The following is a 14,539-nucleotide window of genomic DNA, read 5'->3' as shown; positions in this document are numbered from 1 at the left end:
TGAGGGTGTATCCGTTGGCTGAGATGAGATCGAAAACCTCATCCCAGCTACTGGCCCTGCGTAGTGCATGGAAAAGGCCCACCCGACCTTCTAGCTGCTGGGTCATGGCGTCACGAGCGCCCCAAAGCGCACGAGTGCCGCCGGCGTCTAGCCGGTCGGCCCATTCATCCAGCCTATTGAGCACCGATCTCATTGGTCGCGCCCTCAGCAGGGGTATCCAGCTTGTCCTGGTTGGGAGCCTCGTCACGCATTTTGACCAGCTGCTGCATGGTTTGGAGTAGCACCTGTGTGCTTTGGGCACCCTTCACCAGCAGTTTGTTGCCTGTCAGGTTGTCGACTACGACCGTTGCTGGCGTGCCGGTGACCCCCATGTTCGTGCCTTTCTTCACCTGGCCTTCGATCAAGGCCCGGTACTTGCCGCTTTCCATGCACTGACGATAGGCATCAAGGGGAGCACCAACCTCCTGCGCAAGACGCTCTACGTCCTCGACACCTTGGCCATTGAGTTGAGTGCGAGCGAACCATTCGCCAGTAAAGGCCCAGAAGGCTTTGTTGCCGGCAACCTCGCCCACGCACTCAGAGGCGTGAGCTGCCACTTCCGCTGCGGGGTTGTGGAAGGCCAGGGGGTAATGCTGCCATTCCCAGTTAATGCGCCCTTCGGACTTGTCAGCCATCTGCTTTGGCGTGTCATGGAAGCGCTTGCAATAAGGGCATTCCAGGTCAACGAACTCGACCAAGGTGAACTGGGCGTCCTTGCTGCCGTAGATGTGCCGACCTTCAATGGTGGTGTCAGCTGCGCCGCTCCACTTCGAGAGGATTTTCGCTTTCGCTGCGTTGATCTTCTCAACTTCACGATCCTTCAGGGTTTTGTCGACCGCGCCTGGCAACTGCTCCACAAGGGCATTTTGTACCGCGATGTCGGTGTAGCTCTGACCCATGTGGACGGAGACACCGATAGCAACGGCAGAGGTCACGATGGAAACGCCAATGGCTGTAGCGAGAGTGGGATTGAATTTAGGCATGACTGATCACTTATAGGAGGGGGAAAAAGACGGTTTCAGGTGAAGAGGGACATCCTTCGGGGTGCCTTCGACGAGAATGACCCACTCCTCGTAGCTCAACCGTTGAGCCCCTTTGCAGAGCTTGTTCCGGACGGCAATGTAGTCATCGACCGAACCGGCCGCGTTGGCCAAGGTGACGATGCGCTCGCTTGCCGCGGGTTGGCCAAGAGCAAAGGCCTGCGCCACATTTGCAGAGTCAGCACAGTTGGCCTGGAACATGGATGAGGGGACTGCAACGCTATCGTTCGTTGTAAGGCGTGCTTGCAGCTCTGGGTGAAGCTTCCCGGCCGGGGTCTCGAGAACATCGAGGCTGCCAAGAACGGGTTGATAGGTGGGTTTTCGCAATGCTGCACCGCCTCGGCCCGTATGCCCCCAACTGGTGTGGTATTCGCGCATGTCGGGCTCGTAGCTTGCTACCTCGAATGGCGTGCCTGAGGCAGGTGGTTCTGGCTTGTTGGCACAACCCGCTGTGAGCGCCAAGCCAATGGCCAGGCCTAGCGGCAGGAGAGATTTAAGGTGGTGCATGGTTGATCCTCTGAGGCTGGTAAGGATCATTTTCCTCTGTACAGAAAAGGAGATGGCCCGTTTTCAGGACGAAAAAGCGACTGAAAAAACGCCGACAAAAAACCCGCTTGCCATTGGATTCTGCTTGTTGCAGACTTCCTATCACGTCGAGTAGCTCGGCGTTATAAATCCGGATTGCATGCCTTGCAGTCCATCTAGCAGGCCCAGCGCCTCATGGTTGAATCTCAACCATCATGAATTCCCAGATTAAGTCAGCCCACATGTGTGGACTGATTTAGTCATGCGCTTCGTCGCATGGTCGGCTTGTTGGCCGTCTCAAAAGTACAACCAAAAACCCATGAAAAACCAAACCCCAACGGGGCTGCTATTGCCCCCGTATTGGGGTAATGCCGCCCCGTAGTTCTATCTAAATGGAGAAATACTATGGCTCGCGGCGTAAATAAAGTGATCTTGGTTGGCACCTGTGGTCAAGATCCAGAAACTCGCTACTTACCGAACGGTAATGCAGTAACCAATCTCAGCCTTGCAACAAGTGAGCAGTGGACTGACAAGCAAACGGGACAGAAAGTCGAAAAGACCGAATGGCACCGTGTTTCTTTGTTTGGGAAAGTCGCTGAAATCGCTGGTGAGTATCTGCGGAAAGGATCGCAGGTATACATCGAAGGTAAGCTTCAAACACGAGAGTGGGAAAAAGACGGTATCAAACGGTACACCACCGAAATTATCGTCGACATGCAGGGCAGAATGCAGCTCCTGGGTGGTAGGCCAGAGCGCGACAACTCTCAAGGGCAACCCCGTGAGCAGCGTCCGCAACAGCAACAACAACGTCCTAGTCAGTCACCACGCGATCCTGCTCCACAGCATGATCCGCATTATGACAGCTTCGACGACGACATCCCTTTTGCCCCAATTAGCCGTTTGCTTCTAAACATCATCTAATCAGGCAGAAGTCAGTCAAGAATTAACGCACCTTCGGGTGCGTTTTCTTTTTAGAAAGGAAAATGAAATGAGCGATAACTTCCAAAACGCAGTTGCAATTATTGCGAAGCAAGAAGAAAAGTTCATCAAGCTAGTGGAGTCGTCGAAGACTGACGTGATGTTCAAAAATGAGCTGCTGTTTGCATCGCAGGCCATGATGAACAACGACTATCTGTGCAAGTGCGCTACGACTAACCCGCTAAGCCTTAGAAATGCCTTTAGCCAGGTTGCGGCTTACGGATTGACTCTTAATCAATCCCGACAGCTCGCGTACTTGGTGCCCCGAGACGGGCAGGTGGTTTTGGACGTGTCCTGGAGGGGCATGGTCAAGGTCGCTGTGAACGACGGTGCGATCCGTGATTGCATCGTTGAATTGGTCTACTCGAAAGACAAATTCGAGTACAGAGGGAAGCGACAAAGCCCGACCCACACGTTCAACCCTTTCGACAAGAAGGCTGATCGTGGGGAGTTTGTAGGTTGCTACGTCGAAGCTCTTCTGCCTGATGGCCGCGTTCACGTTGAGGCGGTTACCGCTGATGAAATCAATGCTGCTCGCGATGCTTCAGAGCTGTGGAAACGCAAGAAGAAAGGCCCTTGGGTCGACTTCGAAGATTCCATGCGCAAGAAGTCGGCCATCAAGATTGCAAGGAAATACTGGCCTCAGACCGGCTCAAAGCTGGACGGAGTGATTCAGTACCTCAATACAGACGCTGGGGAAGGGTTCTCTTCCAACGATGTACCAGTTGAAGTTGTTGAGCGATATATGGGCGCTGCTGATGTGGTGGAAACTGAGCCGTTGCCGACCTCTAACCAGGTTAATCAGCAGCCAGAACCCACCGTAGACCCCGAACAGGCCGCTAAACCAGAGGTTGCAGATCCTGCCCCGGCAGACGATGTGATTGAAGGTGAAGTTGTCCGTGATGGAAGCCAAGTTCCGCCACCTGCTGATTTACCTGCAAAGGTGATCAAGAAGGTTGCGGAAGTTGTTCGGCGTGCTCGTGATGCCAATAGTTGGGAGCCGGCGTTCGAGTACGTTTCGACGTGGCCTGTAGACGCTCGGGATTACGCTGTAACCCAGTTGAAATCTGCGCAGTACGTTGCTCAGTCGCAAGGCGAGTGACGCAAAAAAACGCTTTGGGGGGCCTTGTTGCATAGGGCGCTTCGAACTGACCACAACCCTGCGGGGCTTTCCCGTAAGGGGAGTGCTCCGTCAGTTCAAAAGGAATCAATCAGATGGCTGACTTGATCGTCTTCATCCTGACCCTGCTGCTGCCGTAAGGCATCTGCAAAAAACTCCCTGACGGGGCATATCGCCCCCAGGGGCGCATTGCCCTCGTCGTTTTTTGAGAAAGGAAAACGATATGGCAACTGCACAACCGAAAGTCACCGTACAGCTCATGCATGACACCGACGCAGAAAACCCGCGCAAGTGGGACAACCTTGCAATGATGGTCTGCGCTCATCGCCGCTACATTCTGGGTGATGAGGATGGAGCTACTGAGGCGCTTGACCTGATCTACGAGCACCTGTCCGAAAGGCAGCTCAACGAGATGGGCTTCGACTCAACTCATGTACCTGACATCCAACAAGCTCTCAAAATGACAGGCAAGGCGATCATTCTGCCGCTGTATCTCTACGATCACAGCGGCATCACGATGAGAACCAAGCCGTTCGCCTGCCCCTGGGACAGTGGGCAAGTGGGCTTTATTTTCGTGAGCAAGGCGAAAGTGTGTGCTGAGCAGGGCTGGAAACGGCTGAACAAGTCACGCACCGAAAAAGTAACCGCCATGCTGGTTGGGGAGGTCGAGGTTTATGACCAGTACCTAACCGGCGATGTGTGGGGCTTCAAGGTGATTGAAGACGGCGAGGAGACAGATAGCTGCTGGGGTTTCTATGGCAGCGATCCGCTTTCTAACGGCGTAGTAGAGCATCTTGCAGGCCAAGCAAAGCAGCTGGTTGAAGCTGGGCAATACCAGCGAATCAACTGAGTAATCGCTATCCCTGAGGGGCACCGCCCCTCAGGGAAGGTGCCTCTTTTTCAGGGCTAAAAATCTGAGAAGGAGATACACCATGCGGACTTACATCCTATCGATGACCATCCTGCATACACAGCAGAAGGCTACCTTCCGTTGTGAAGCAACCACCTTCGGCGAAGCGATCGACAAAGCAGAGAAGGCCCATCCGGGTTTTTTTGCCGTTCTGACCCACTCCCTTCCAGGAGAGCAGAACAATGCGACCGTCAACCGTTGAGGGGCTGAAGGACTCCCTTGCTAGCTGGGGGGAGATGAAAGAAGAGGGTGGTGCGTTCGCGGAATACGCTGACGAAATGATCGAGCAATTTCAGGTGAAGCTCATTCTCCTGGAGTACCTGCTTTGTCAGTTCACTATCCACGGACTTGGCTTGACGCTGAAGCATCGGAGCCGGGATGCCTGGGGTGTTCTTATCCCAGACGCATCTCAGCAAGGGCGCTTTCGGTGGCAGGCGTTTCAACGTGATGGCTTCACCGGCCATTGCACGCATGACACGCCGGAGCTGTGCATTGGCGACATGCTTGACGATGGATACGCACTTCTAGATATGGGGGCGCTTGATCGATTGTCGGGTACCGCTGAATGGCAGCGCGGCATGGAGATCGTCGCAGTGATTCAGGCTTGCAATGCAGGTCAGTTGAGCTTCGAGGATGCCATGCGCAAGCGAGAAGAAATCTACTCCCGCTACGCGAAGGTTGCGTAATCGTGAGCATCACTGGAACACCAGAGAAAGAATATCCCCCAGGGGGCGAAAGCCCTCTGGGGTTTCGCCTTTCCGGGGGTGCCACTTGGGTTTTCGAGCCAGGGTGGTGAACTTGAGAAAAGGAGAAATCAATGAAGACCTTTGAGTCATGCTGCAAGGCATTCCATGCCGTAGAAGCCGCAATCGTCGCTCACCGCAATTCGGAGTTAGGAGTCGAGATCCAAGAAAAAACCATGTTGGGGAAACTCAGCATGTTCATGGATCTGGATAACTGGCCTGAGAACCCTGACCTTCAGGGATTGACGGAAGCAGACGAAAAGCAGCTGCGCGAATGGGGTGTTGTTTACAGTAAGCGGCTCCAGGACTTCCATGCGAAGGCCGAAGAGCTGAGAAAGGAGCGGTATAACGCCGTCTGTAGGGCGTTACGGCTGCTCGGAGAAGAAATTGGCTTGCAGTTCAACTTCTTCACATCAGGCCCACTAGATGAGCGCATAGCGAATGTGCTGAGCCATGCTGACTTGCTACGCAAGACGCTGCTTGACGGGCTCGGCTATGTCGATGTGCTTGATCCAGAAACAAACTTTGCGAAGGGCTTCTACAGCACCACAAAGTTGAAGAAAACCGAGCTGTTCCACGACCTGAAGCTCTGTGCTGAGTTCCGTAACAACGGTGTTCTGCATGCGTATGAGGTAATGGCCAGGCTGGGGTTCCATGAGGGTGTCGACAATGAAAATCGTTGACATCGCGCAGCGGACTCCTGATTGGCACGAGTGGCGAAGGGAAGGCATCAGTGCAACCAGTTGCGCTGTCATCATGGGTGAAAACCCTGATAAAACGCCCCTGGAGCTGTGGAAGGAATTGGTTGGAATTGTCGAGCCAGCTGACTTGTCGGTAATCCCGCAGGTTAGGAGGGGAGTCAAATTCGAACCGCTAGCGCTACAAGCCTTTGAGGATAAGTACGGCAAGATGGCTTTGCCGTTCTGTGCAGAGTCGACCGCATACCCTTTTATTCGGGCATCGTTCGATGGGGTTCTGGATGACAAGTCTCCGGTAGAGATCAAGAATCTCTCCGAAACCAACCATCTGGAGGTGCTGCAACTCAGGGAGCATAGCAAGGCATTTAAGCTGTACCGCTGGCAAGTGATGCACCAGATGATCGTCAGTGGAGCACGGCGCGGTTACCTGTGGTTTTGGTCGCCGAAGCATGAACCCTGCTGTTTGATCGTTGACTGGGATGACCTTCTGGTGAGACGAATCATTCAGGCAGAAGAAATCTTCTGGGGGCTGGTGATGCGCGGTGTGCCGCCTGAGGCCGATCCAAAGCGGGACGTTATTCCGCTGGATAGGCTGGACCTGGCTGCATGGCGTCCGCTAGCAAATGCCAGGAGAGCGAAGGAGAGCAAGATTGCTGAGCTGAAGGCCCAGTTGAAAGTGCTCACCAAGGAAGCAAAAGACCTTGAGGCCGAGATCCTGCCGTTGCTGGGGGAGTTCCGCCGGGCCGATGCTCTGGGTGTGAAAGTCACGAGCTACGAAGTGGCTGGCACTGTGGATTGGAAAGGTGTTGCGCACGAGCTGGAGGCGGTTATTCCGCCCGATGTGATCGCGAGACACCAGACCGGTTCGTCAATGGCTACGCGGGTCTCTGTGGATGCCTCCTACGATGAAAGTAAGGCCAAACCTGAGCCGTTGCCCCGCATACGGCAAAAGGTGGACGCAATAAATGAGACGGTCGAAGAGCCGTCACAGTTTTTCGGAACCTTCTGGTTCTAACCCCTCAGCCCGGCACTTGCCGGGCTTTTTTTCGACCATAAAACTGCCTGAAAACGAAACTCAAGGCGGTATCCCTCACGCATCATTCTCAGCACACAACATGGCCGAGAAGCGTATGCCTCCATTTTCATTCCTGAAACGCCTGTGGCCTCGAAGCGAGCGTGCCCTTACGGACAGCTTCGCGCACCCGGCCGAGCAGATGATTACTCCTGAAATCAAGCGGTACCTGGAGAACCATAACTGGCGAAACCTTCGGTACCCACCTTACCAAGAGGGTTATCCAGGGCTGGTTAGCGGGCAGTGGTTCATGCGCAATTATCAGCACGAGCTGTTCGATCGGATTATTCATTCAGTCGGAATGCCTGCCAGTGACCTCAAGCTCTACGTTGAGCCGATCCTGGTGAATTTCGCCGAATTGGCGCACATGCTGCCGGCGTCGGAGAACCACCATCACTCCGGCCCAGGGGGGTTGCTCCGACATAGCCTTGAGGTCGCCTCGCTCACCCTGGATGGGTGCCTTACGACAGCCTTTGATACAAACGAGACCCCGGCACGGCGAAGCATGCGCCTGCGTCGGTGGTACGTCGCGGGCATCGCGTCAGGGCTGCTACACGACGCAGGGAAGCCTCTCACGGATATTCGCGCCACCGATTTTGAAGGCAACAACCAGTGGATCTACGCGCAGGAAACGCTTCATGACTGGTCTGTGCGCAACAAGTTGACCCGCTATTTCCTGCATTGGAATTCCAATAGGCATGGGAATCACGTTCAGGTCTCTGTAGCGCAAGCAACACGGATCATTCCGCCAGCCGTACAGGCGTGGCTGATTGAAGGTGGCCACGACATCTATGAAGCGCTCCTCGATGCAATTTCCGGGAGCGGAAGCTCGCCTCTGACCGAGTTGGTCAAGTGGGCCGACTCTGCATCCACCAAGCGTGACCTCAATCGAGGCTCGAATAATGGCGGGGGCAATGCAACAGGTGTCCCGGTACCGCGGTTGGTGTCGGATGCAATGCTGCGGTTGCTGAGTGACGGAACCTGGAAGATCAACACGCCTGCCGGCCGCGTATGGGTTGCAACTGATGGCGTCTACATCGCTTGGAACCAGGGTGCCGAGGAGATTGTGAGCATGCTGGTCGGTGATGGGGTTGTGGCCATCCCGCGATCACCTGACACGCTAATTGGTACCTTGGTAGAGCACGGGATAGCAGAGAGAGCCCCAAACGGCGACCTGTACTGGCTGGTTACGCCTCACCTTCTGCGCAAGAACGGCAAAGGCCCGGCGCTGCGCTGCATGAAGCTTGTGAATCCGGACATCCTTTTTCCAACCACACCGATTCCGCCGCCAGTTTCCATCAGCCTTGGGAAGGAGGGAAAGCAGAAGGATGTCATTGCTCCTAACGATACGGCTGGCGCAGCAGCGAACGCGCTGAGTGAGCATCAGGAAGACCTGTTTGGGGCTGATCTGACTGGGGACTCGAGCGGGGATACTGACGCTGATTCGGAGCCTACACCTCCAAAAGAATCCGCATCGTCGAAACCAGCAAGAAAGAAAAAAGCGGCTCCAAGGCAAGCAGCTCCGGTACCAACAACCGCCTCTTCAGGGGTTAGCCTCAAACAAGCGCAGAACCCCGCCGAAGACGCCCCTGTGGGTGTGGAGTCAGAGCCGGCAGGTGACGATACGGCTGTAATTGCTTCCTCTCAACCAGAGGAAGCTTTGGATGCTGAGGAGGAAGAAGAAGCACCTCAGGAGCCTCCTGCCAGCCTTGAGGAAATGCTGCTTTTCTTGAGTCCTCACTCGCCGGCGGCTGAGCCCCAGCAAGAAGAACCACTCCCGCCCGCTGAGGCTGAAATTAGCTCCGATCCCTCTGATGCTGATACGCAGGCTGGATCAGGGCAGGGGGCGCAGGAGCTGTTACCTCGTCAGGAAAAGATCTCCCTCAACTCCATCATGGGGCAAGGCAAACGCACGCCTAAAACTACGCCTCCGGTGGAATCGAAGAAGCAGAAAGACGGAGAGGTCGGCCGCGTGGCGGAGGAGGTGCCAGGCGTTTCCAGCATCTTGCCAGCCGGTGTCGTCTCGAAGCTTACAGCGCACGAATGCTACCTGCTGGAACAACAACCTGATCTTGCCCAAAAGCTCATCACCGCTACTCAAGACCCCGAGAACGCGGCATTAGCGAGAAACAAGGTATTCGTTCGACTGGGGAAATCCTCCTTCCTTGCTGAGGACATCCACCCGCTCGTCCATGCGGGCTGGCTGTGGCAGGACATTACCGTCGAGGGGCCAGCCCTGACCCGAACCCTACAGTCCCGTGAAGGCTTCATGCTCACGTCCGACTACAGCGTTATTTACTGCAAGTTAGCGGAGCTGGACTGGGTTATTCCTCACATATCCCGGCTTCGCGAGGCCGACATCCCAAGCCTCGAGCAGGCTGTGAAGTCGCTGATCGAGAAGGCCGTACTTGAGGAAATAGGCGGATCACCTGTGCTCAGCCTCACAACCTACATGCTCACGAATGTCGCTGAGCAGTTCGGCATCACGCCAACATCTCTAGAGAACGCGGTGTTCTGCTTCCGCGATGCCGTCAAGGTCGCCAAGCGCAGAAAAATCTTCGTTCGCCCCCTTTACGAGGAGCTTCCCAAAAAATGAGTGAATGGGACTACACCAGTTACTGGCGGAAAAACTACGAGGCGCGGGAAGCAGTTGCGTGGGGTTCGTCCATGCTCGCCGGCACCGCCGTTCAATTGATGACGGAGATGCCGGTAACCCCATACCTGATAACGCTTGGCGTGCAGGCTGGATTTGCGTTAGCGGCCATACCAAGGGCCCTCCGCGTTCATCGGGCAAAAGCCTGTCTCGTTGGAGCAGATCTCTCCTTCATCACCTTGGAGGAGGTGATGGAGCTGGTGAAGAGACACCCACACGAGTTCTATTTCGGCGAGGCTTTCCCTTGGCGACAGCGGCACGGGCAGTACGCATTCGAGCTCCAGGCGATGGATATTGAGGCCATTATCGGTAAGCGTGGCCGCCGCAACGCTGAGGTTAAGGGTACGAAATGGATACACGGGATCGGCATGGATGAAGAGGAGCCATGTTTCCGGCCAGCAGACCAGCGTTCGATCCACCACCTCGTGCTGGGCACAACAGGGGCCGGTAAGACCCGCTGGTTCGACCTGGCCATATCTCAGTGCATCGCTCGTGGTGAGCCCGTGATCGTAATCGATCCGAAAGGCGATAAAGGCCTAGCCGAAACATGCGAGCGCACATGCAAGGCGATGGGGAAGGCCAGCCTGTTCAAATACTTCCACCCTGCACATCCGGATAAGTCGGTTCGTTTGTCGCTGACAAAGAACTACGGCCGGGCAACGGAAGTTGCATCCCGTGTGGCAGTGTTGATGAAAAGCGAAGCTGGCGATCCATTCCAAGCCTTTGCTCAAATGTCCTTGAATAGCGTGATTCAGGCCATGTTGATCTGCAACATCCTGCCCACGCTTGTTGGTCTCAGGAGAACCCTTGAGGGAGATGTTCCAGGGCTAACCATCAAGGTGGTTATGGCCTTCGGTTCAAAGGTCTTCGGTGAAGATGAATTCGCGAGGATGGCCGAATCAGCAATTCTTTCGGCCAAGGTTCGGAACATCGAAGAGAAGGCGAAGGTATTACGGAAGGTCTATTACAACGATATCGCGAAGGTTGAGGCCAATACCGATCTGGAAGGCCTGCTCACCATGCTCGAGCACGAGCGATCGCACTTCAGCAAGATGATCGCTGGCCTTCTTCCAATCCTGGTGATGCTCACCTCCGGTGAAATGGGGCCGCTGCTTTCCCCGCACATCGACGACGAAGACCCGCGCCGAATCAGTGACCTCAACTCGGTCATCAATGCCGACCAGGTTCTTTACCTGGGCCTCGACTCGCTTGCCGACCCGATGGTGGGCTCAACCATCGGGTCGCTGGCCCTGGCCGATCTAGCGTCGACAGCGGGCGAGATCTACAACCACAGGTTGCCTAAGCCGGTGAACATCTTTGTCGACGAGGCCGCCGAGGTGATCAATGACCAGCTCATCCAGCTGCTGAACAAGGGCCGCGGCGCAGGGATAAACCTCTACATCGCAACCCAGACCATCGCCGACTTCAAGGCCCGCATGGGTGACGAAGCCAAGGCCATGCAGGTTTTGGGGAACGCGAACAACATCATCTGCCTCCGCATCCTTGATACCGATACGCAGGAGTTCGTGGCGAAAAAGATGACGCCAACTCGCTACAAATACGTGATGCGTACTCAGGGCAACTCGGCAGGTGAAGGCGGGGTGGTGCAGGGCGGGAATGTTGGTGAGCGCCTTATGCAAGAGGAGGGTGAGCGCTTCCCAACAGCGCTCCTCGGCGAGCTACCAGACCTCGAATATCTCGCGGTGTTTGCGGGCGGTGATATCCGCAAGGGGCGACTACCCATTCTTACCGGCCCGACTGCCAACTGATTCCGGAGCAAAAAATGACTGTCTCGATTCCACTAGAAATTCAGCGGCTCACTGGCCTGGATGAGGCCTCAACAACTCGGCTGCGCACGTTTGACCTGGAATGGCGTTGTGGCACGCAATTCATCTTCAAGATGCTTGAGGCGGGCCATAAACCCGAGGTAATTGGTGCTGCCCTGATTGATGTGCTGGTGGCTTACCAGCGTATGTGTCGTGAGGGCATCAGCGACTTTATTCGGCTCCGGGTGGTGCTCGGCCACATCCTCCAGATCCTCACGAGCTACGGCAACGCCCCTGCACCGGATGATGTCGTCCTGTGGTGCGAAACAACAAATGTCCCGCAACCTATCCGGGAGTTCCTGATCAATGGCTGAGATGCTTGAAGAGAAGTGGCCAAAGGGCGTTATGGCCTCTATAGCGTTCTTCTTCGTCCTGATCCTGATGCTGGCGACTGTTGCGCCGAACAAGCTTGTGGATACGGTGATGCTGAAAGAGCGGAAATGGGGCATTGAGTTGCTTGGCGATTCGGACATGGAGAAGGTGCTGGAAAAAACCAATCGCTACTACTCGGCACTTGTCATCGACTCCGGGGCAAAAAAGATTGTCTCCGACATGCTGATGCCTCGTGGCGGCACCGTGGATGCCTTCGAAAAAAACGTGGATTGGTGGTTTCGGTATCTTGAGTCCCGAGGTGAGGCCGTCCAGAAAATCATCTACCAGATGGTTTACCGGATCGTTTTAACGCTTTACTGGTTGCCACTGCTGGTCGCGGTTCTGGTGCCGGCTATTTACGCCGGCTGGATGCGCTGGAATGCCAAGCGGCATGGATTCGACTACTCATCACCGTTCTTGAATAACAATGCCGCGATCGTCCTGTCATGGGGCGGAATGCTCATCGTGCTCAGCGTGTTGATGCCTCTACCTTTACCGCCACTCGTTATCTCAACCTTCATCGTCATCATGCTGCCTGTCGTGCTGTCCGTGCTGATCAGTAACCTGCCAAAGCGCATTTGAATTCTGACCATAAAACCGCCTGAAAACGGAACTTTCAGGCGGCGTTTGTCCGCAGAATGCCCCTAACACCACGACAGGCTGACCCTTATGGCAACGAAAACCATCCCCTTTGCTATCACCATCACAGCCCTTGCCACCGCTTTGGTTGTTGGTTCCTATCACTATTTCTCCACCGTGAGCGTGCTGGAAGGCCAGATCAATACTCTCGAAGGTGAGCTGACTATTGCGAGAGCACAAGCAGTCGACCCCGCCTCTATCCAAGAGATCATCGGTAACCTCAAACAGCTTCCAGAAGAAGATATCCCCGCAGCTCCGGACAACTGGATCTATGGCTCTTCATCTGCTCGGTACACGCTCGTCGAGATGACGGATACGGAATGTCCTTACTGCCGCGATCACTTCCCCCTGCTGAAAGCGCTTATCGAGTCGTCAGCGGGGCAAATCAATGCCGCGATTCTCCATGTCCCCGCCCTTGGCGAGGCATCACGCCGGCAAGCCCTGGCGATCGAGTGTGCTGGTGAGCAAGGCGGCTCAGATGCTGCCTGGAAGTACACCCAGACGGTTTTCGATAAAACCGGTGGCAACGGCAAGGGGGTTTCAGAATCACTCGTTTCTCTTGCGACAGAGCTTGGCCTGGATGGGAAGCGTTTTGCAGCCTGCACAGACTCGAAGCAGGCCATCGAGCGAGTTACTGGCGATCTTGATCAAGCCATAAAGCTGGGCATCCAACAGACCCCTTCAACCCTGCTCCTGGACAACCAGACAGGCATGTCGATGGTTCTCCAAGGTGCTAACGCTAGTCATGAAGGCATCCTCAAAGCGATTGCCAGTCTCAGCAAAGCAGGGGGTGCCAAGTGAGCGAGCCAATCAAAATTCCGGCATACATCGACCAGCCGCCACACGTGATGTTTTGGCGTTTGGATGAGGTCATGCCGATAGGGATCGGTTTGGTTGCAGGCGTTCTTCTGGCACAGCTGATTCTTTGCACAGTGGTGGGTCTCCTGCTCGCTCGCTTCTATCGTCGCTTCTGCGACAACCGCCCTGACGGCTATCTGCTTCACGCCATTTACTGGCACTGGGGAGCCATTGGCCGGAAGAGTGTGCGATCCATGCCCAATTCCTACGAGAGAGAGTTCGTCTGATGCTTTTTAAGTCGCTTAGCAATTCGTTCGATGGCATGCGCGGAGAAAATCAGTTTTTGCGCATTGCCGTTGCTGGCCTTGTATTGAGCAATCTGCTGGTGTCTTGCTCTGCTCTCAACAAGGATGAAGTGGTCACCGTGATACCACCTACCCTGACTGAGACCGCCTGGGTCAGTAAAACGCAAAGTTCCGGGGAGTACGCCGACGCATGGGCTCTTTACATCGCGATGATGCTAGGCAACGTCACCCCGCATAATGCCTCTGTCGTAAAAGATGCCCTGGGGCCTATCCTCGATAAGTCGATCTATCAAGATACGATGAAGGTTCTCGATACTCAGATTCATCAGATCCGCCAGGATCGTGTGACCTTAAGCTTCGAGCCGCAGAAAGTGCTCCGCGATAACCTCAACGAGAACAAGTTCTACGTTACCGGCCGCTCCGTGAGCGAAGGGCCGGCGGGCGACAAAAAGCGTAGCAATCGAACCTATGAGTTCGAGCTTATGATCAAAGACTACAAGCCTGTCCTGAGTTGGGTTAGTACGAACTCTGGCGATGCTCGAACCCAGGATGTGGTTGATCGCGAGAACAGCAAGGCGGAGAAACAAGCGGAGCGCGAGAAGAGAAAGAATCAGGAGCGCTAAGCTGCGACGAAAGAAGCCCATGCCAATGTCTTTGGCATGGGCTTTTTCGTTGGTATCGCCAGTCAACGCCTACGCAAAATTCCCCTCCGTTTTCAGACGCAAAAGCTGCTTGAAAACGCGACTCAAGCGTCTGAATGCCCTCCAGAATTGACGACAACTCAGAGCAGAGGTCGTCTCGATGTCACTTCCAGTTTCCCT

The 14,539-nt window shown here is 55.1% G+C and carries 16 protein-coding genes; 14 read left to right on the top strand and 2 right to left on the bottom strand.

Annotated features, from left to right (window positions below; all coding sequences use genetic code 11):
* Positions 1 to 173: 173 nt before the first annotated feature.
* Entirely contained in the window at positions 174 to 1,022 is an 849-nt protein-coding gene (locus tag FIV35_RS24145) for a DsbA family protein (RefSeq protein WP_013100888.1), read from the bottom strand.
* A gap of 6 nt (positions 1,023 to 1,028) precedes the next feature.
* Complete coding sequence (locus FIV35_RS24140; protein WP_033041159.1) at positions 1,029 to 1,586, bottom strand: hypothetical protein; 558 nt, start codon at positions 1,584 to 1,586, stop codon at positions 1,029 to 1,031.
* Between the two features lie 423 nt (positions 1,587 to 2,009).
* Between FIV35_RS24140 and FIV35_RS24135 the strand changes: the two genes are divergently transcribed.
* The 14 genes from FIV35_RS24135 (at position 2,010) to FIV35_RS24070 (ending at position 14,341) form a co-directional block, all read left to right on the top strand.
* Positions 2,010 to 2,525 (top strand): single-stranded DNA-binding protein, encoded by a 516-nt coding sequence (locus FIV35_RS24135; RefSeq protein ID WP_013100890.1) that lies wholly within the window; start codon positions 2,010 to 2,012, stop codon positions 2,523 to 2,525.
* A gap of 67 nt (positions 2,526 to 2,592) precedes the next feature.
* Positions 2,593 to 3,684: a RecT family recombinase gene (locus FIV35_RS24130; RefSeq protein WP_013100891.1), complete on the top strand. Its 1,092-nt coding sequence runs from the start codon at positions 2,593 to 2,595 to the stop codon at positions 3,682 to 3,684.
* A gap of 241 nt (positions 3,685 to 3,925) precedes the next feature.
* Positions 3,926 to 4,552 carry a hypothetical protein gene (locus FIV35_RS24125; protein WP_013100892.1) on the top strand — a complete coding sequence of 209 codons (627 nt, stop codon included), beginning with the start codon at positions 3,926 to 3,928 and terminating at the stop codon, positions 4,550 to 4,552.
* 82 nt (positions 4,553 to 4,634) lie between these two features.
* The gene (locus tag FIV35_RS24120) at positions 4,635 to 4,814 is read left to right on the top strand and encodes a ubiquitin family protein (RefSeq protein ID WP_033040792.1); all 180 of its coding nucleotides are present in this window, start codon (positions 4,635 to 4,637) and stop codon (positions 4,812 to 4,814) included.
* Complete coding sequence (locus tag FIV35_RS24115; RefSeq protein ID WP_013100893.1) at positions 4,795 to 5,298, top strand: hypothetical protein; 504 nt, start codon at positions 4,795 to 4,797, stop codon at positions 5,296 to 5,298. The genes FIV35_RS24120 and FIV35_RS24115 overlap by 20 nt, the downstream gene beginning before the upstream one ends.
* 131 nt (positions 5,299 to 5,429) lie before the next feature.
* The gene (locus FIV35_RS24110) at positions 5,430 to 6,038 is read left to right on the top strand and encodes a hypothetical protein (protein WP_013100894.1); all 609 of its coding nucleotides are present in this window, start codon (positions 5,430 to 5,432) and stop codon (positions 6,036 to 6,038) included.
* Positions 6,025 to 7,068, top strand: coding sequence for a YqaJ viral recombinase family protein (locus tag FIV35_RS24105; RefSeq protein WP_013100895.1), 1,044 nt, complete (start codon positions 6,025 to 6,027; stop codon positions 7,066 to 7,068). The genes FIV35_RS24110 and FIV35_RS24105 overlap by 14 nt, the downstream gene beginning before the upstream one ends.
* 100 nt (positions 7,069 to 7,168) lie before the next feature.
* Positions 7,169 to 9,721, top strand: a complete 2,553-nt coding sequence (gene mobH, locus FIV35_RS24100) for a MobH family relaxase (RefSeq protein ID WP_083377983.1) — start codon at positions 7,169 to 7,171, stop codon at positions 9,719 to 9,721.
* Positions 9,718 to 11,547 carry a conjugative transfer system coupling protein TraD gene (traD, locus tag FIV35_RS24095; RefSeq protein WP_013100897.1) on the top strand — a complete coding sequence of 610 codons (1,830 nt, stop codon included), beginning with the start codon at positions 9,718 to 9,720 and terminating at the stop codon, positions 11,545 to 11,547. The genes mobH and traD overlap by 4 nt, the downstream gene beginning before the upstream one ends.
* 14 nt (positions 11,548 to 11,561) lie before the next feature.
* Positions 11,562 to 11,918 (top strand): hypothetical protein, encoded by a 357-nt coding sequence (locus FIV35_RS24090; protein WP_013100898.1) that lies wholly within the window; start codon positions 11,562 to 11,564, stop codon positions 11,916 to 11,918.
* The gene (locus FIV35_RS24085) at positions 11,911 to 12,558 is read left to right on the top strand and encodes a DUF4400 domain-containing protein (protein ID WP_083377984.1); all 648 of its coding nucleotides are present in this window, start codon (positions 11,911 to 11,913) and stop codon (positions 12,556 to 12,558) included. Before FIV35_RS24090 ends, FIV35_RS24085 begins: the two co-directional genes overlap by 8 nt.
* Positions 12,559 to 12,645: 87 nt before the next feature.
* On the top strand, positions 12,646 to 13,416 hold the full coding sequence (locus FIV35_RS24080) for a DsbA family protein (RefSeq protein WP_083377985.1): 771 nt from the start codon (positions 12,646 to 12,648) through the stop codon (positions 13,414 to 13,416).
* Positions 13,413 to 13,700, top strand: coding sequence for a type IV conjugative transfer system protein TraL (gene traL / locus FIV35_RS24075; RefSeq protein ID WP_013100901.1), 288 nt, complete (start codon positions 13,413 to 13,415; stop codon positions 13,698 to 13,700). The genes FIV35_RS24080 and traL overlap by 4 nt, the downstream gene beginning before the upstream one ends.
* A complete protein-coding gene (locus FIV35_RS24070) occupies positions 13,700 to 14,341 on the top strand; it encodes a TraE/TraK family type IV conjugative transfer system protein (protein WP_047296878.1) in 642 nt (213 codons plus the stop codon). The genes traL and FIV35_RS24070 overlap by 1 nt, the downstream gene beginning before the upstream one ends.
* The last annotated feature ends 198 nt before the right edge of the window (positions 14,342 to 14,539 follow it).

This window comes from Pseudomonas rhodesiae, from assembly GCF_007858255.1.
Classification (GTDB): Bacteria; Pseudomonadota; Gammaproteobacteria; order Pseudomonadales; family Pseudomonadaceae; genus Aquipseudomonas; species Aquipseudomonas rhodesiae.
Note: the sequence above shows the minus strand (reverse complement) of the source record. Positions and strands in the feature narration are given on the sequence as shown.